The organism is Billgrantia aerodenitrificans (assembly GCF_021404405.1).
Classification (GTDB): domain Bacteria; phylum Pseudomonadota; class Gammaproteobacteria; order Pseudomonadales; family Halomonadaceae; genus Halomonas; species Halomonas aerodenitrificans.
In genome coordinates this window covers 228,801-245,420 of sequence record NZ_JABFTV010000009.1, presented here as the reverse complement: position 1 = coordinate 245,420, position 16,620 = coordinate 228,801, and the positions used below count along the sequence as shown (strand labels likewise).

Sequence of the window (16,620 nt, the reverse complement as noted above, 5' to 3'; positions counted from 1 at the left end):
ATCCACTATTACAACCATCACCGGATGAAGCAGAGACTAAAAGGCCTGAGCCCCGTACAGTACAGGACTCAGGCCGTGGGCGCCGGCTGAATGAACCGTCCAACTATTGGGGGTCAGTTCAGCCCTGGCCGACGGGGTTTTCGTAACTGACTTGCTTGAAGACGGCTGGGCGATGGTCAGGCTAGGCGAAAGTCGGCGAAACAGCGGAGTTTGCTTTTGCAAATGAGCATGTTGAGGCGACTTTCAACGACGCATGACCGAGATCCAGCGTCTTTAATGCTTGAAGTGGCGCATGCCGGTAAACACCATGGCGATGCCCGCTTCGTTGGCGGCGTCGATCACTTCCTGGTCGCGCATGGAGCCGCCGGGCTGGATCACCGCGGTGATGCCGGCCGCTGCGGCGGCGTCGATGCCGTCGCGGAAGGGGAAGAAGGCGTCCGAGGCCATCACCGAGCCGGGCACGGAGAGGCCCTCGTCGGCGGCCTTGATGCCGGCGATCTTGGCCGAGTAGACGCGGCTCATCTGGCCGGCGCCGACGCCGATGGTCTGGCCGTCCTTGGCGTAGACGATGGCGTTGGACTTGACGTACTTGGCCACCTTCCAGGCGAAGGCCAGGTCGCGCATCTCCTGCTCGCTGGGCACCCGCTCGCTGACCACGGTCAGCTCGTCGCGGCCGACCATGCCGAGGTCGCGGTCCTGGACCAGCAGCCCGCCGGTGACGCGCTTGAAGTCGTGGGCGTGCTCGCGCTCGCCGGGCCAGTTGTCGCCGACGTCGAGCAGGCGCACGTTCTGCTTCTCGGCGACGATGGCACGGGCGGCTTCCTCTACCCCGGGGGCGATGATCACCTCGACGAACTGGCGGTCGATGATGGCGCGGGCGGTCTCGGCGTCCAGCGGGCGGTTGAAGGCGATGATGCCGCCGAAGGCGCTGGTGGGGTCGGTGGCGAAGGCCTTGTCGTAGGCTTCACGGGGCGAGGCGCCTACCGCTACGCCGCAGGGATTGGCGTGCTTGACGATCACGCAGGCGATGTCGGTGAAGCTCTTGACGCACTCGAAGGCGGCGTCGGTGTCGGCCACGTTGTTGAACGAGAGCTCCTTGCCCTGCAGCTGACGAGCGGTGGCGACGCTTGCCTCGCGGGCGTCGGCTTCGACGTAGAAGGCCGCGCTCTGGTGCGGGTTCTCGCCGTAGCGCATGGCCTGCTTCTTGACGAACTGCACGTTGTAGGTACGCGGGAAGCCATCCTCGCCGCCGGGCACACGCTGGCCCAGGTAGTCGGCGATGGCGGCATCGTAGCCGGCGGTGTGTTCGAAGGCCTTCACTGCCAGGTCGAAGCGGGTGGCATGGCTTACTGCGCCACTCTGGGAGTCGATCTCGGCCAGCACGCGCTCATAGTCGCCGGCATCCACCACGATGGTGGTGTGGGCGTGGTTCTTGGCGCAGGCGCGGACCATGGTCGGGCCGCCGATGTCGATGTTCTCGATGGCGTCTTCCAGGGTGCAGTCCGGCTTGGCGACGGTCTGGGCGAAGGGGTAGAGGTTGACCACTACCATGTCGATGGGCGCGATGCCGTGTTCGACCATCACCGCGTCGTCCTGACCGCGGCGACCCAGGATGCCGCCATGGATCTTCGGGTGCAGGGTCTTGACGCGGCCGTCCATGATCTCGGGGAAGCCGGTGTGCTCAGACACCTCGGTAACGGCGATGCCGTTCTCCTGCAGCAGGCGGAAGGTGCCGCCGGTCGAAAGCAGCTCGACACCGCGTTCGCTCAGGCCGCGGGCGAAGTCGACGATGCCGGTCTTGTCGGAGACGCTGATCAGGGCGCGGCGTACCGGGGTGGGGGAGGCTTGGGCCATGGTGCGGTGCAACTCTCTGTCGGAAGTGGATGTGTAAGGGGCCGGGCCGTTCAGGGAGCGTCGCCCGGCGGTGTCAGATCAGGTCGTGCTGCTTGAGCTTCTTGCGCAGGGTGCCGCGGTTGAGGCCGAGCATTTCGGCGGCGCGGGTCTGGTTGCCCTGGGTGTATTCCAGCACGCTGGCCAGCAGCGGCGCCTCGACCTCGGCCATGACCATGGCGTAGAGGTCGGTCACGGTACCGCCGTCCAGGTGGTCGAAGTAGCGTCGCATGGCGGCGTCAACGGCTTCGCGCAGGGGCTGTTCGCCCAGCGTATTGGGCGGCGTGGTGAGGCTGCCGAGCTCGGGCAGGCCGGTCAAGGCGCTAGCCTCCAGGCCTGGCAGATTGGCATTGGGGTCGAAAACTTCACGGTTCATGCGGCACTGATTCCATTCGTTGCCCACGAAAGGCCGGTTGCGCCCTCGAGGGAAAACAGATCGTCGATGAAGTCATACTGTTCGTTCGGCTGCTCCAGGGCATTGAAGGCTGCCCGCAGCTCGCGCTGCCGGTCGCTGTCGAAGCGGCGGTCGGCAGCGAGATACCAACCCAGGTGCTTGCGTGCAATGCGCACCCCCATGTAGTGGCCGTAGAAGTCGTGCAGGGCACGGACATGGCCCAGCAGGGCATCGGCGCGCTCGTTCATGTCGGGAGGCGGGCAAGTGCGCCCGTAGCGCAGGTAATGGTCGATCTCGCGAAAAATCCAGGGGTTGCCCTGGGCGCCGCGGCCGATCATCACCGCATCCGCACCAGTATAGTCCAGAACTTCGGCCGCCTTGCGTGGAGAGTCGATATCGCCGTTGGCGAAGACCGGGATGCTCACCGCCTGCTTGATGGCGGCGATGGTGTCGTATTCCGCTTCACCCTGGTAGCGCTGCTGACGATGACGGCCATGTACCGCCAGCGCCTGAATACCGGCGCTTTCGGCCAGCCGTGCCACGCGCACGCCGTTGTTGCTGTCGGCGCACCAGCCGGTGCGGATCTTGAGCGTCACCGGCACCTCGACCGCGGCAACCACGGCGTCGAGGATCTCCGCCACCAGCGCTTCGTCGCGCAGCAGGGCCGAGCCGGCGGCCTTGTTGCAGACCTTCTTCGCCGGACAGCCCATGTTGATGTCAATGATCTCGGCGCCCTGTGCGGCGTTCAGTCGCGCGGCCTCGGCCAGCATGTCGGCGTCGCCGCCAGCGATCTGCACCGCACGCGGCCCCGGCTCGCCCGTATGGTCCATACGCTGGCGCGACTTGCGCGTATTCCACAGTGCCGGGTCGGAGGTGACCATCTCGCCCACCACCAGTCCGGCCCCCAGACGGCGGCAGAGCTGGCGGAAAGGGCGGTCGGTGACGCCGGCCATGGGGGCCAGGATGACCCGGTTGGGCAGGCGGTGGCGACCGATCTGTGGCAGTGGGCGACTATCGGGCATGGGGCGGCTCAGTGAACCAGGGGCTGCATATGATACGCCCCCGAAGGGGCAGGGTGAAGGTCACGATGGTGGCCAAGTGAGGTTGGCGGTCAACGGGCTCAAGCCGGACGTCGACCGCTGAGGCGCACCCAGCCCTCGCGAACCTGCGGCTCATCCATCGCCAACCCCTGCTCGCGATAGGCGTCGAGCACCTCGTCGGCCTGGCCTGCGAGAATCCCGGATAATGTCAGGCGGCCGCCGGGGGCGACGTGCCCAGCAATGGTCGGGGCCAGCTCCACCAGCGGGCCGGCCAGGATGTTGGCCACCACCAGCGGGAAGCGGCGCCCGACGTCGAGCTGCTCGGGATAGCAGAGCGTCAGCTCGTGCTCGGCAACGTCGTTGCGTATGGCATTGTCGCGGCTGGCCTGCAGCGCCTGGGGGTCGATGTCGGTGCCGGTGGCCATTGCCGCTCCGAGCTTGAGCGCGGCGATGGCGAGGATACCGGAGCCGCAGCCCACGTCGAGCAGCTCGATGCCGTCGAGGCCGCCTTCCAGCGCCAGCGCATCGAGCCACTCGAGGCACAGGGCCGTGGTGGGGTGGGTGCCGGTGCCGAAGGCCAGGCCGGGGTCCAGGTGCAGGTTGACGGCATCGAGGTCGGGCGGCTCGTGCCAGCTGGGCACGATCCACAGCCGCTGGCCCATGTGCAGCGGTTTGAAGTCCTCCATCCACTCGCGCTCCCAGTCGCGGTCGGCGAGCAGCTCGTGCTCGATGACCGGACAGGGCTCGTCGGGCACGCTCTCGGCCCAGGCGGCGGCCAGGCGCTCGAGCATGGCCTCGAGGCCTTCGAGATCGTCGTAGAGCCCCGTCAGCACCGTTTCGTTCCACAGCGGCGTGGTGCCGCGCTCGGGCTCGAATACCGGGTCGTCGTGGGCATCCTGCAGCGTGATGGCGGTGGCACCTTCGGCCAGCAGAAGCTCTTCGAGCAGCTCGGCCTGCTCCGGGGCGACATAGGCCTTGAGTTGCAGCCAGGGCATGGCAATCTCCGTGCTTAACGCAGACGGGGTGGCCTTGGCCACCCCGCCGGGAGCGATGTTCGGACCGGGAAGCGAACTTCCTAGGAGCCGAGCTTCTTCTCCAGGTAGTGAATGTTGACGCCGCCCTGCTGGAAATGGCCGTCGCGGACCAGGTCCTTGTGCAGGTCGGTGTTGGTCTTGATGCCTTCCACCAGCAGCTCGTCGAGGCCATTGCGCATGCGCGTCAGTGCGATCTCGCGGCTGTCGCCCCAGGTGATCAGCTTGCCGATCAGCGAGTCGTAGTGGGGCGGCACGGTATAGCCGGTGTAGAGATGCGAATCCATGCGAATGCCCAGGCCGCCCGGCGGGTGGTAGAGCGTGACCTTGCCGGGAGAGGGCATGAAAGTGCGCGAATCCTCGGCGTTGATGCGGCATTCGAAGGCATGGCCGTTAATCTTGACGTCCTCCTGTCGGATCGACAGCGGCAAGCCCGAGGCGATGCGCAGTTGCTCACGCACGATGTCCACGCCGGTCACCATCTCGGTGACGGGGTGCTCCACCTGCACGCGGGTGTTCATCTCGATGAAGAAGAACTGGCCGTCCTCATAGAGGAACTCGAAGGTGCCGGCGCCGCGGTAGTTGATCTCGAGGCAGGCCTGGCGGCACGCTTCGAGCACCTCGGCGCGGGCCTTCGGGTCGATGCCCGGTGCTGGCGCTTCTTCCAGCACCTTCTGGTGGCGGCGCTGCAGCGAGCAGTCGCGGTCATACAGGTGGATGGCATTGCCCTGGCCGTCGGCCAGCACCTGAACCTCGACGTGGCGCGGGCGCTCGAGGAACTTCTCCATATAGACCGTGCCGTCGCCGAAGGCCGCGTGGGCCTCGGTGCGCGTTACGGTGATCGCCGAGAGCAGGTGCCCCTCGGTGTGCACCACGCGCATGCCGCGTCCGCCACCGCCGGCGGCGGCCTTGATGATTACCGGATAGCCGATGCGCCGGGCGATGGCCATGTTGTCGCCTTCGTCGTCACCCAGCGGCCCGTCGGAGCCGGGTACGGTCGGCACGCCAGCCTTCTTCATGGCCTCGATGGCGCTGACCTTGTCGCCCATCAGGCGGATGGTCTCGGCACGCGGGCCGATGAAGACGAAGCCGGAGCGCTCCACCTGCTCGGCAAAGTTGGCGTTCTCGGAGAGAAAGCCGTAGCCGGGGTGGATGGCGCTGGAATCAGTGACTTCCGCGGCGCTGATCAGCGCCGGAATGTTCAGATAGGATTGTGCCGAGGGGGCCGGGCCGATGCATACGGCCTCGTCGGCCAGGCGAACGTGCATCAGCTCGCGGTCGGCCTTGGAGTGTACCGCGACGGTCTTGATGCCCAGCTCCTTGCAGGCACGCAGAATTCGCAGGGCGATCTCGCCGCGGTTGGCGATGAGAACCTTGTCCAGCATAGGGAGTCCGCCAGTGTCGGTGAAAGATCAGGAAATGACGAGCATCGGCTGGTCGAACTCGACCGGCTCGCCGTCCTCGACCAGGATGGCCTCGATGACGCCGTCACGATCGGCCTCGATCTGGTTCATCATCTTCATGGCTTCGACGATGCACACGGTCTCGCCCTTACGCACGCTCTGGCCGATCTCGACGAACGGCTTGGAGCCAGGCGCCGGGCTGCGATAGAAGGTACCGACCATGGGCGAGGTCAGCGCATGACCCTGGTAGGCGGCCGCAGGTGCTTCTTCGGCAGGGCCGGAAGCGGAAGCGGGTGCCGGCTGGCTGGGCATGGCCTGAGCGGGCGCATACTGGGGCATGGGAGGCTGGGGCCAGCTCACCCCGTTGGGGTGGCGGCTGATACGCACCGACTCTTCGCCTTCCTGAATCTCGATTTCGCTGATGTTGGATTCTTCGAGCAGCTCGATCAGCTTCTTGACCTTACGGATATCCATGTTAAGTCTCGACCGGTGGGTAAATGGCGCTGGCAGGGCGCTGTTAACCCCAGCCAACTTTCGATAGATCGCGACAAGATGGTGAACATTGCCGACGCTATCGGCCTCAAAGAGCGTTGTTGGCGGAGTGTGCCTAAAATCCGCGGGGATGTCCAGCCGGTCGAACGGCGTTCGGTTACGTCATGGGGAGTCAGGATGCTTCAGGAGCGGAAGCCTGGCCTTCGAGCCAGTCGAGCAGGCCCTGCAGGTGGCTGGCGAGTTCGCCCGCCCGCACCTCGCCTTGAATACGCGCTTCGCGGACCTCTTCTTCCCCGCTGAAGAATAGCAGGCTCGGCGGGCCGAACAGGCCGAAGTGGTCGAGAAGTTCACGGGTCGCACTATCCGTGCGGGTGACGTCGACGTAGATATGGGCGAACTGCGCCAAGGGCTCGGCGACCCGCGGGTCGGGATAGACCTGGCGTTCCATCTGCTTGCAGGAGATGCACCAGTCGGCGGTGAAGTGGACGAAGGCCGGCTGGCCCTGGGTTGAGCGCGCGCGCAGCTCACTGCGCAGCCCTTCGAGATCCGCCACGGTAGTGACCGGGGGCGCTTCGACGGTACCCGAGCCGTTGGGCAGGGCGGCCAGCGGACGCAGCGGGTCGCTGCCACCCATGGCAGCACCGAACACCAGGGCGATGCCCCAGGCCAGCAACAGCAGGCCGCCGGCCTGGCGTACTCGCGGCCAGCCCTGAGCCTGATTGAGCGAGAGGGCGCCAAGTGCCAGTGCGCTGCCAATGGCCAGGGCTGCCCACAGCAGGAGGCTGACGGAAGCAGGAAGCAGCCGCTCGATCAACCACACGGCGACGCCCAGCAGCAGAAGGCCGAAGGCGATCTTGACACCGTTCATCCAGGCGCCGCTGCGCGGCAGTGCCGTGGCGCCGAAGGTGCCGACCAGCAGCAGCGGCACGCCCATGCCGAGGCCGAGCGCCAGCAGGGCGGCGCCTCCCATCATGGCATCGCCGGTGGAGGAGATGAACACCAGAGCGCCGGCCAGCGGTGCCGAGACGCAGGGCGAGACCACCAGCACCGACAGCGAACCGGCACCGGCCAGACCCAGGGGGCCGCTGCGCTGGGCGCGCGCCTGCCAGGCGTCGACGCGTCCCGCCAGGCGTGGCGACAGGCGCAGGTCGAAGGTACCGAACATGGCGAGTGCGAAGAGCGTGAAGAGCAGAGCGAAGACGATCAGCACCGGGGCCGACTGCAGATGCGCCTGCAGGTTGAGACCGGCGCCGAACAGGCCCATCAGCACGCCGACCAGGGCGTAGGTCAGCGACATGCCGGCCACATAGCTGGCGGAAAGGGCGAAGGCGCGTGGCCGTGTCGGGTTCTGTCCGACGATGATCGACGACAGGATCGGCACCATCGGCAGCACGCAGGGGGTGAAGGTCAGGCCCAGCCCGGCGAGGAAGAACAGGCCGAGGACCATGGGCAGGCTGGCCTCGCCGATCAGGCTGCTGAAACGACCGTCCTGGCTTTGCAGAGCGGGCGAAGTGGTAGCAGCCGTGGCGATGGCACTTCCGCCCGAGCCGTCGCCGTTACCGTCACGCCAGCCGACGAAGGCGGCCGGCATGGCGCTGGCGGGCGCCTGGAGTTCGACCCGCTCCGGCGGGTAGCACAGCCCTGCATCGGCGCAGCCCTGGAAGCGTACCGTGATGTCCAGCGGGCCTTCGGCGCTTCCTTGCAGCGGCGCTTCGAAGACCACGCGGTCGTAGAAGACGTAGACGTCGCCGAGAAACTCGTCGCTCTTGAACTCGCCTGCGGGGATCTCCGGCTCGCCGATCTCGAAGGCATCGTCGCGACTCTCGACGCCGAGCTGGTGGCGGTAGAGGTAGTAGCCCTCGGCATTCTCGAAGCCGATATAGAGGGTGTCGCCGTCGTGCCAGGCGCTGGGCTGAAAGGCCTCCATCACCGGCAGGAAGTCGCTCTGGTTGCCGGAAGACGACGAGAACCACTGGGCCTGGGCGACCAGCGGCACCCACAGCAGCAGGGTGCAGATCAGGCGTATGGCGAGATGGCGGTGAGTCAACGCAGAGGTTCCTTATCGAAACGTAGCCGGGTGTTACAAGGACCCGGGCGCGTTACGCCGAGTTCCCGGCGAGCTGATGGCTTCCTTAGAATACCTCAGTCGTCGGCGGTGTTAGAACCTTACGCCTGCGCTCCGATGTCGCAGGAAAACGAACGGGCCGCCCCAATAGGGCGGCCCGTGCGGCAGAGCTGGCTAGGTTCAGGCTTTTTCGTAGGCGGCCACGGCCTTCTCGATGGCCTTGCGGGCGGCATCGGCGCCTTCCCACGACTCCACCTTCACCCACTTGCCTTTCTCGAGATCCTTGTAGTTCTCGAAGAAGTGGGCGATCTGCTGGCGCAGCAGTTCCGGCAGGTCGGCGACTTCCTGAACGTCATCGTACAGGGTGGACAGCTTGGCGTGGGGTACGCACACCAGTTTGGCGTCCTCGCCGGCTTCGTCGGTCATGTTGAGGATGCCGACCGGACGGGCACGGATGATGCTGCCGGCCTGGACCGGGTAGGGAGTGACCACCAGGGCGTCCAGCGGGTCGCCGTCGTCGGCCAGGGTGTGGGGGATGAAGCCGTAGTTGGCCGGGTAGAACATCGGGGTGGCCATGAAGCGATCCACCAGCAGGGCGCCCATCTCCTTGTCGATCTCGTACTTGATCGGAGCGTGGTTGGCAGGGATCTCTATGGCGACATAGACGTCATTGGGGAGGTCCTTGCCGGCGGGAATGTGGTCGAAGTTCATCGTCGCTTCCTTCGTTGGCGAAAAGTTGAGGCCGCAAAATGCGCAGAATTATACGGAGCTGCTGTGAGGATTACCAATGCGACATAGGTGAGAGCCGGCCCGGTTTGGGCTTTGGTTGACAGGTTGTGTCGGCCACAAGCGTGTATGATGGCCGACGTCGGGCGGTTCGGCCAGTCATGTGGAGCGAGCGGTGATCAGCGACGATATCTCTAATGAGCGCGTGTTGTCGGCCAATCGGTTGGCGTTGAGCGTCGGGCAGGCCTTCGTGGCCCCCGACCGGAGACGTCATCGCAGCTCCATGTCGGTGCGCATTCCCGACCAGGCAGCACAGTTTTCCGCCAAAGGGGCGTGCGCCGTGATCAGCGATACCAGTTCGCGCAATGCCATTGCCAAGCAGGCCGGCGACCTCAGCGTGCGCGGCTTTCTGGCGGATTACTTCTCCACACCGGATCACTGGGACGTCAAGACCTCGGCCACCCGCGTGCTGCGTGCGCTCAATGGCTGGTGCTACAGCCAGAGCACCTTCGTCCAGGACGGCAGCTACGTCGCGTCGTTGTCGGCCATGGTCTATCGTGGGCGCGATGCCCATCTGTTCCACATGGGCGATACGCTGATCTTCCGCCTGCGCGGCGCCGAGTTCGAGCAGCTCTCGCGGGACCACATCACCGATCTGGGCGGCTACCGCTATCCGTCGCGTGCCCTCGGGCTCGACGGCAGCATCGACATCGATTATCTGCAGCTGCCGCTGAAGCAGGGCGATATCTTTCTCTTCACCACCCAGGCGGTGCGCGGCACCCTGATGCCGTCCGACTACGTGGGGCTGATTCGCCAGGACGCCAGCGATCTCGACGCCGCCTGCGAGCGGCTGGCGACGGCGGCCCGCGACCGAGCCCAGGAGCGCGGCTACGGTGCCGACCAGTTCTGCTTCCAACTGGTGCGTATCGATCAGCTGCCGGAGGCGGAGCGCGATCACCCCAGCCGCATCTACGGCGACCTGCCGATTCCCCCTGAGCTTGCCCCGGGCGAGCGTATCGATGGTCTGGAAGTGCAGGAAGTGCTCTCACGCACCGCGCAGTCGCGGGTCTACCGGGTGCGCGATACGCGCACCGAGCGCGAAATGGTGATGAAGGCGCCCAGCCCTGAGCTCTCCAATCGCAATGCCTATCTCGAGCACTTTCTGTTGCAGCAGTGGGTAGTGGAGCGCGTCAAGTCGCCGTTCGTGGCACGGGTCATGGAGTCCTCGCGACCGCGCCGCCATCTCTACTACCTGATGGCCTACGTGGAGGGCATGACGCTCACCGAATGGGTCCGGCGCCACCCGCAGGCCAGTCTGGCCCAGCGCCTCGATATCGCCGTGCAGTTGGGCAAGGCGATCCAGGCGCTGCATCATCGCGAGGTGCTGCATCAGCGCATCCATCCCGACAACGTGCTGATCGATATCCACGGCCAGGTGGTGTTGATGGATTTCAGCGCCTGCCACATGCGCGATCTGGACGGACACCGACGCTCCCGTGAGCTGGCCCGCCAGACCGGCCTGTCCGAGCACAGTGCGCCGGAGTATGCGCTGGACGACGGCGTCGGGCGGCGCAGCGATCAGTACTCGCTGGCTTCGACGGTGTACTGGCTGCTGACCGGAGAGCTGCCCTATACGCTGACGCCGGACCGGCTGCGCAGCCATACCGACCTCGAACAGCTCGACTATCGCAGCGCCAGGCTGTTCAACCCGGAGGTGACACCTCAGCTCGACGATACGCTGCGCCGGGCGCTGGATCCGCAGCGCTCGCTGCGCTTCCGGCGCCTCTCCGAGCTGCTCTATGCACTGCGCCATCATGACGGGCGGGTCAAGCCCAGGCGCCGCGACCCGCGTCGTTTCCTGCGCGACCCAGCTAACTTCTGGCAGGGAGTGGCGGGCATACTGCTGTTGCTGCTGGTGCTCTCCTGGCTGCTTAAGTGAGGAGGTCGTAACGCAAGAGCCCTGGCGGTTGCCAGGGCTCTTTGCTTGGGTGGGAAGCTGCCTCAGAGCTTGAATTCGGGCAGCTTGCGCTCCACCTTGGCCAACTTGAGCTTGGCCACCTTGGGCAGGCCGTTCTCGAAAGGCGGGTAGTCCTCGCCCTGGATCAGCGGGGACAGATAGCGGCGGCATGCCTCGGTGATGCCGAAGCCATCCTCACGGATGTACTCGCGCGGCATGAACTTCTCGCGGTTGGCCACCTCGGCCAGCGGGGCAGACTCGATGCGCCACTCGTAGGGGGAGTCGCTGACCCGCTTGATGGCCGGCATCATGGCGTTCTTGCCGGCAACGGCAAGCTCCACCGCCTGCTGGCCTACCGCATAGGCCTGCTCCACGTCGGTACGCGAGGCCAGGTGGCGTGCCGCCCGCTGCAGATAATCGGCCACTGCCCAGTGGTACTTGTAGCCGAGATCCTGCTTGACCATGCCGGCCAGCGTAGGCGCCACCCCGCCCAACTGACGGTGACCGAAGGCGTCGGTATTGCCCGAATCGGCGAGGAAGGTGCCATCCTCGTAGCGAGCGCCCTCGGAGACCACGATCACGCAGTAGCCGTACTTCTCCACGCACTCCTCGACCCGCGCCATCACCTTGCTGCGATCGAACGGTACTTCGGGGAAGATCACTAGGTGCGGCGGCTCGCCCTCACCTTCGCCGGCCAGCGCGCCGGCGGCGGCGATCCAGCCGGCATGACGGCCCATGACCTCGAGCACGAAGACCTTGGTCGAGGTGGCGCACATGGAGGCGATGTCCAGCGAGGCTTCCAGGGTCGAAGTGGCGATGTACTTGGCCACGCTGCCGAAGCCCGGCGAGTTGTCGGTGATCGGCAGATCGTTGTCCACGGTCTTGGGTACGTGGATGGCGGTCAGCGGGTAGCCCATCTTCTCGGATAGCTGCGAGACCTTGAGACAGGTGTCGGCGCTGTCGCCGCCGCCGTTGTAGAAGAAGTAACGGATGTCGTGGGCCTTGAACACCTCGATCAGGCGTTCGTACTGGGCGCGATGGCTCTCGATGTCCTTGAGCTTGTAGCGGCAGGAGCCGAAGGCGCCGCCGGGGGTGTGGCGCAGGGCGGCGATGGCCTCGTCCGACTCCTGGCTGACGTCGATCAGATCCTCGGTCAGGGCGCCGATGATGCCGTTGTGTCCGGCATAGACCTTGCCGATGCGGTCGGAGTGCAGGCGGCAGGCTTCGATCACGCCGCAGGCGCTGGCGTTGATCACGGCGGTGACACCGCCAGACTGGGCATAGAAGGCGTTATGCTGGGCCATGGGGCGTAGGGGCTCCTGGGAAAAGTCCGTTTCATGCTTGACGACAAGGCGAAGTATTTTAGACGAAAGGCGGCGAGCCTGCACGCTGCTGGAGAGGCGGCGGCGCACCGTGCTAGTCTGCCGGTTCTTCCTGGCAGGCGGCGCCTGCCTGCGTTATGCGGTAATTAAGGTCGGACTCCATGCACGTTCATATTCTCGGTATCTGCGGCACCTTCATGGGCAGCCTGGCGCTGCTGGCACGGGATCTCGGCCATACCGTCACCGGTTCGGACAGCGGCGTCTACCCGCCGATGAGCACGCAACTGGTCGAGGCCGGCATCGAGCTGCGTGAGGGTTACGCCGCGAGCAACCTGGAACCACGGCCGGATCTGGTGGTGGTGGGCAATGCCCTCTCGCGGGGCAATCCCGAGGTGGAGGCGCTGCTCGATCTCGGCCTGCCTTATACCTCCGGCCCGCAGTGGCTGGCCGAACAGGTGCTGCCGGGGCGGCGGGTCATCGCCGTGGCCGGCACCCACGGCAAGACCACCACGGCAAGCCTGACCGCCTGGCTGTTGGAGTCCGCCGGTCTCGAGCCGGGCTTCCTGATCGGTGGCGTGCCGCGCAATTTCGGTGTGTCGGCACGGCTGGGTGCCCCGGGCGCCCCCTTCGTGGTCGAGGCCGACGAGTACGACACGGCCTTCTTCGACAAGCGCTCCAAGTTCGTGCACTACCGGCCCGAGATCGCGATTCTGGGCAATCTCGAGTTCGATCATGCAGATATCTTTGCCGATCTGGCCGCCATCGAGCGCCAGTTCCACCACTTGGTTCGCACCGTGCCAAGCCGTGGACGGCTGCTGGTGGCAGATGGCGAGCCGGCGCTCGAGCGCGTGCTGGAGATGGGCAGTTGGACGCCGGTGGAGCGTTTTGGCAGCGATGCCTCGAGCCCCTGGCGCCTGGAGCCGGAACGGGATGACGCTTCGCGCTTCCGCGTTGTGCACCAGCAGGGCGAGGTGAACGAGGACGCCGTGGTCGACTGGGCGCTGACCGGCACCCACAATGCACGCAATGCTCTGGCGGCACTGGCCGCGGCACATGCCTGCGGCGTCGACCTGGCACGCGGCTGTGCCGCTGCCGCTCGCTTCGAGACCCCGCGGCGGCGTCAGGAAGTGCGCGGCGAGGTGGCCGGTATTCAGGTCATCGACGATTTCGCCCATCATCCCACTGCCTTCGCCGCCACCCTCGAAGGGCTGCGCGCCGCCACGCCCCGCGGTCGCCTGCTGGCGGTGATCGAACCGCGCTCCAACACCATGCGTCTGGGTACCCTGCGCGAACGCCTGGCGGCGAGTACGGCCGCGGCCGATCTGGCGTTCTGGTATCAGCCGCCGGGGCTGGACTGGTCGCTCGACCCGGTATTGGCGGCCAGTCCGATACCGGCACGTCTCGAGCAGGACATCGATACCCTGGTAGCGGTGCTGGTGGCCGAGGCGCGCCCGCTGGACCGTATCGTGGTGATGTCCAACGGTGCGTTCGGCGGCATTCACGCCAAGTTGCTGGCGGCGCTGGAGGTGGCGCATGAATGAACCCAATTTCCATCCACCCGTCACGGTGGCGCTCACCGGGGCGTCGGGCGCTCAGTACGGCCTGCGCTTGGTCGAGGCGCTGGTCGCCGCCGGCCACGAGGTGTGGGTGATGGTCTCCAAGGCGGCGCATCTGGTGATCGAGACCGAAACCGATGCCAGCCTGCCGGCACGCCCAGAGCGCCTGGCTCAGGCGCTGAGCGAGCGCAGCGGTGCGGCCGCGGGGCAGATTCGCTGCTTCGGTCGCGAAGACTGGATGGCGCCGGTGGCTTCCGGCTCGGGTGCGCCCTCGGCCATGGTGATCTGCCCCTGCAGTACCGGCACGCTGTCGGCCGTGGCCACGGGGGCCAGCAACAACCTGATCGAGCGCGCCGCCGACGTGGCGCTCAAGGAGCGCCGCCAACTGATCCTGGTGCCGCGGGAAACGCCGCTCTCGGCCATTCACCTCGAGCACATGCTGAACCTTGCTCGCCTGGGGGCGGTGATCTTGCCGGCGGCGCCCGGCTTCTACCACCGGCCCGCCACGGTAGACGACCTGGTCGATTTCATCGTGGCGCGCATTCTCAACCAGCTCGGCATCGAGCATCGTCTCATGCCGCGCTGGGGCGAGTGAGCGCGCTGGACATCTCCTAGTCACCCTGACCTGCCAGACTGCCTGCCCAAGGACGAGGCCAAGCCGCATGATCAAACTCTCGTTGCTGTCGGTCTTCGTGCCGACCTTTCTGTTCGTCTCGCTGACGCCGGGTATGTGCATGACCCTGTCGATGGTGCTGGGCATGACCCAGGGCGTGAAGCGCACGCTGTGGATGATGGCCGGCGAGCTGGTCGGCGTGGGGCTGGTGGCGTTGGCGGCCGGGGCCGGCGTGGCGGCCTTGATGCTGCGTCAGCCGGAGCTGTTCGCCCTGTTCAAGTGGGTGGGTGGCGCCTATCTCGGCTATCTGGGGGTGATGATGTGGCGCTCCCGTGGGCGCATGGCAATCCCGCTGGAGAATGTCGAGCTACCGAGAGCCTCGCGGGGCCAGCTGGCGCTGCAGGGCTTCATCACCGCAGTGGCCAATCCCAAGGGGTGGGCCTTCTTCGTTGCGCTGCTGCCGCCGTTTCTCGATGCCTCGCGCTCGCTCGGCGGCCAGCTGGCCATCTTGATCGCGATAATTCTGCTCATCGAATTTCTCTGCCTGCTGCTCTATGCCGCCGGCGGCAAGGGGCTGCGGCGGGTGCTCGGCGAGAGTGGCAACGTCCGCCTGCTCAACCGCATTGCCGGCACGCTGATGGTCGGCGTGGGGATCTGGCTGGCCCTGGGCTAAGGATTGGTGTCAGCCAATTCGGCATCATACCGGCGGCAGCAGGGCAACCCGGGCCGCGACGAGAGTCAGCGAGGCTACGGTGAGTGCCAGCCAGGGGCAGGGCGCGAGTGAGGGACGGGGCTTGCGCTGCCAGGCCAACCGCACCAGGGCGCACACCACCAGTCCCAGCAGACCGCCGCCGATGAGGTCCGACAGCCAGTGCACGCCGATCACCAGGCGTGACAGCGCCATGGGCAAGGCCAGGGCGATCGCCGTCCAGTAGACCCAGAAGCGGCGCTGGGAAGGCAGCTCCTGGGCGATGAAGGCAGCGGCCAGACCGTACAGCACCACGGCTGACGAGGCATGTGCGCTGGGGTAGGCCAGCGAGCCGGTGAGGTAGTCCGGCGTGTCCGGGCGTGGCCGCCCGATCAACGCCTTGCCCAGTGTATTGAGCAGGGCAATGGCGCCGAGCCCGGCACCGATGTGGGCGAAAGCGGAAACATGACGACGCAGAAGCAGCCACACGCCCCAGGGCAGCACCAGCGCCAGGATGCCGTACATGTCGCCGATACGCGCCAGTAACTGGCCGGCCTCGGGCAGCAACGGCACCACCAGGGTGTCGAAGAAGGCATGTACCTGCAGGTCGATGGTAAAGGGACCGCGCTGGCGGATGACGGCGATGGTCAGTCCGGACAGCCCGCCCAGCGAGAAGACCAGCAGCAGCCAACTGGCCAGAGGCACCTCGCCGCGGCGCCAACTGCGCTTGAGCCAGGCTCGGCGCAGCAAGGGGCGGCGCCGGGCGCCGTGGGCCAGCAGTCGGTAGACGCGACCCGAGCGGCTGACCTGATGGCGCAGCCACGAGAAGGCCACCGTCAGCACCACGACGATGATCGCTAGAACGATCAGCAGCGCTTCCAGCCCTGCCGGTAGCGTGAGCAGTTGCTGCCAGGTCTGCCCCAGCAGATAGCCGGGCAGGACGTAGGCCGGTGCCCACAGCGCCGCCGAGGCAAGGTTGGCCCAGAGGAAGGCGCGCGGCGACATGTGCAGCATGCCGGCGATCAGCGGAATCACGGGGCGTACCGGGCCGACGAAACGACCGAAGAAGACCGACAGGCTGCCATAGCGCTGAAAGAAGCGGGCGCCCCGCGCCAGCCACTCGGGATGGCGTGACAGTGGCCACAGTCGGGTGACTCGCTCGCGTTGGCTGTAGCCCAGGGCGAAGCTGATGCCGTCACCGAGCACGGCGCCGATGAAGGCAGCCAGCAACAGGGAGGTCAAGGCCATGTCCTGATGGCCGGCCAAGGATGCCGCGGCGGTGATCAACACCACGCCGGGCAATAGCAGGCCGACCAGGGCAAGAGACTCGAGCAGGGCGATGGCTCCCACGATGAACAGCAGCATCTCGGGGGAGGGGGCAAGCTGTTGCAGGGTCTCTGTCAGGCTCAAACAGCACTCCTTGTGGGTATGTCGTGGCGCGGG

At 66.3% G+C, this 16,620-nt stretch carries 15 protein-coding genes; 5 read left to right on the top strand and 10 right to left on the bottom strand.

From position 1 onward, the window contains the following. Positions 1-90, top strand: a 90-nt coding sequence (locus HOP59_RS17670) for an IS3 family transposase (RefSeq protein ID WP_234253517.1), incomplete at its 5' end; no start/stop codon positions are given. A 183-nt stretch (positions 91-273) separates the two neighbouring features. Here HOP59_RS17670 and purH read toward each other — a convergent pair. The 8 genes from purH to ppa form a co-directional block, all read right to left on the bottom strand. Further along, a complete protein-coding gene (gene purH, locus HOP59_RS17665; protein ID WP_010629120.1) occupies positions 274-1,854 on the bottom strand; it encodes a bifunctional phosphoribosylaminoimidazolecarboxamide formyltransferase/IMP cyclohydrolase in 1,581 nt (526 codons plus the stop codon). A 73-nt stretch (positions 1,855-1,927) separates the two neighbouring features. Further along, on the bottom strand, positions 1,928-2,266 hold the full coding sequence (gene fis / locus HOP59_RS17660) for a DNA-binding transcriptional regulator Fis (protein WP_234254823.1): 339 nt from the start codon (positions 2,264-2,266) through the stop codon (positions 1,928-1,930). Further along, positions 2,263-3,306 (bottom strand): tRNA dihydrouridine synthase DusB, encoded by a 1,044-nt coding sequence (gene dusB / locus HOP59_RS17655; RefSeq protein ID WP_234254822.1) that lies wholly within the window; start codon positions 3,304-3,306, stop codon positions 2,263-2,265. The genes fis and dusB overlap by 4 nt, the downstream gene beginning before the upstream one ends. 98 nt (positions 3,307-3,404) lie before the next feature. Further along, positions 3,405-4,319, bottom strand: coding sequence for a 50S ribosomal protein L11 methyltransferase (gene prmA / locus HOP59_RS17650; RefSeq protein ID WP_234254821.1), 915 nt, complete (start codon positions 4,317-4,319; stop codon positions 3,405-3,407). A gap of 80 nt (positions 4,320-4,399) precedes the next feature. Then, positions 4,400-5,740: an acetyl-CoA carboxylase biotin carboxylase subunit gene (gene accC, locus HOP59_RS17645; protein ID WP_010629116.1), complete on the bottom strand. Its 1,341-nt coding sequence runs from the start codon at positions 5,738-5,740 to the stop codon at positions 4,400-4,402. Between the two features lie 27 nt (positions 5,741-5,767). Beyond that, a complete protein-coding gene (gene accB, locus HOP59_RS17640; RefSeq protein ID WP_010629115.1) occupies positions 5,768-6,232 on the bottom strand; it encodes an acetyl-CoA carboxylase biotin carboxyl carrier protein in 465 nt (154 codons plus the stop codon). 190 nt (positions 6,233-6,422) lie between these two features. Next, positions 6,423-8,297 carry a protein-disulfide reductase DsbD gene (gene dsbD / locus HOP59_RS17635; protein ID WP_234254820.1) on the bottom strand — a complete coding sequence of 625 codons (1,875 nt, stop codon included), beginning with the start codon at positions 8,295-8,297 and terminating at the stop codon, positions 6,423-6,425. 198 nt (positions 8,298-8,495) lie between these two features. Next, positions 8,496-9,026 carry an inorganic diphosphatase gene (gene ppa, locus HOP59_RS17630; protein ID WP_010629112.1) on the bottom strand — a complete coding sequence of 177 codons (531 nt, stop codon included), beginning with the start codon at positions 9,024-9,026 and terminating at the stop codon, positions 8,496-8,498. Positions 9,027-9,324: 298 nt separating this feature from the next. Between ppa and HOP59_RS17625 the strand changes: the two genes are divergently transcribed. After that, positions 9,325-10,980 (top strand): bifunctional protein-serine/threonine kinase/phosphatase, encoded by a 1,656-nt coding sequence (locus tag HOP59_RS17625; RefSeq protein ID WP_370542925.1) that lies wholly within the window; start codon positions 9,325-9,327, stop codon positions 10,978-10,980. 62 nt (positions 10,981-11,042) lie between these two features. Here HOP59_RS17625 and HOP59_RS17620 read toward each other — a convergent pair whose 3' ends face one another. Next, a complete protein-coding gene (locus HOP59_RS17620; protein ID WP_010629110.1) occupies positions 11,043-12,302 on the bottom strand; it encodes a 6-phosphofructokinase in 1,260 nt (419 codons plus the stop codon). Positions 12,303-12,481: 179 nt separating this feature from the next. On the opposite strand from HOP59_RS17620, the gene mpl reads away from it, so the two are divergent. From mpl to HOP59_RS17605, 3 genes are all read left to right on the top strand, one after another. Continuing rightward, positions 12,482-13,861 carry a UDP-N-acetylmuramate:L-alanyl-gamma-D-glutamyl-meso-diaminopimelate ligase gene (gene mpl / locus HOP59_RS17615; protein ID WP_234254819.1) on the top strand — a complete coding sequence of 460 codons (1,380 nt, stop codon included), beginning with the start codon at positions 12,482-12,484 and terminating at the stop codon, positions 13,859-13,861. After that, complete coding sequence (locus tag HOP59_RS17610; protein ID WP_234254818.1) at positions 13,854-14,471, top strand: flavin prenyltransferase UbiX; 618 nt, start codon at positions 13,854-13,856, stop codon at positions 14,469-14,471. Before mpl ends, HOP59_RS17610 begins: the two co-directional genes overlap by 8 nt. Positions 14,472-14,538: 67 nt before the next feature. Then, a complete protein-coding gene (locus HOP59_RS17605) occupies positions 14,539-15,162 on the top strand; it encodes a LysE family translocator (RefSeq protein WP_010629107.1) in 624 nt (207 codons plus the stop codon). Between the two features lie 24 nt (positions 15,163-15,186). On the opposite strand, the gene HOP59_RS17600 is transcribed toward HOP59_RS17605, so the two are convergent. Beyond that, a complete protein-coding gene (locus tag HOP59_RS17600) occupies positions 15,187-16,587 on the bottom strand; it encodes a bifunctional DedA family/phosphatase PAP2 family protein (protein WP_191222977.1) in 1,401 nt (466 codons plus the stop codon). Positions 16,588-16,620: the final 33 nt, after the last annotated feature.

Coding starts and splice junctions, on each gene's coding strand:
- HOP59_RS17620 (WP_010629110.1), bottom strand. CDS start 12,302: ATGGCCCAGCATAACGCCTTCTATGCCCAGTCTGGCGGTGTCACCGCC.
- accC (WP_010629116.1), bottom strand. CDS start 5,740: ATGCTGGACAAGGTTCTCATCGCCAACCGCGGCGAGATCGCCCTGCGA.
- HOP59_RS17610 (WP_234254818.1), top strand. CDS start 13,854: ATGAATGAACCCAATTTCCATCCACCCGTCACGGTGGCGCTCACCGGG.
- HOP59_RS17605 (WP_010629107.1), top strand. CDS start 14,539: ATGATCAAACTCTCGTTGCTGTCGGTCTTCGTGCCGACCTTTCTGTTC.
- prmA (WP_234254821.1), bottom strand. CDS start 4,319: ATGCCCTGGCTGCAACTCAAGGCCTATGTCGCCCCGGAGCAGGCCGAG.
- mpl (WP_234254819.1), top strand. CDS start 12,482: ATGCACGTTCATATTCTCGGTATCTGCGGCACCTTCATGGGCAGCCTG.
- dusB (WP_234254822.1), bottom strand. CDS start 3,306: ATGCCCGATAGTCGCCCACTGCCACAGATCGGTCGCCACCGCCTGCCC.
- purH (WP_010629120.1), bottom strand. CDS start 1,854: ATGGCCCAAGCCTCCCCCACCCCGGTACGCCGCGCCCTGATCAGCGTC.
- HOP59_RS17625 (WP_370542925.1), top strand. CDS start 9,325: ATGTCGGTGCGCATTCCCGACCAGGCAGCACAGTTTTCCGCCAAAGGG.
- fis (WP_234254823.1), bottom strand. CDS start 2,266: ATGAACCGTGAAGTTTTCGACCCCAATGCCAATCTGCCAGGCCTGGAG.
- ppa (WP_010629112.1), bottom strand. CDS start 9,026: ATGAACTTCGACCACATTCCCGCCGGCAAGGACCTCCCCAATGACGTC.
- accB (WP_010629115.1), bottom strand. CDS start 6,232: ATGGATATCCGTAAGGTCAAGAAGCTGATCGAGCTGCTCGAAGAATCC.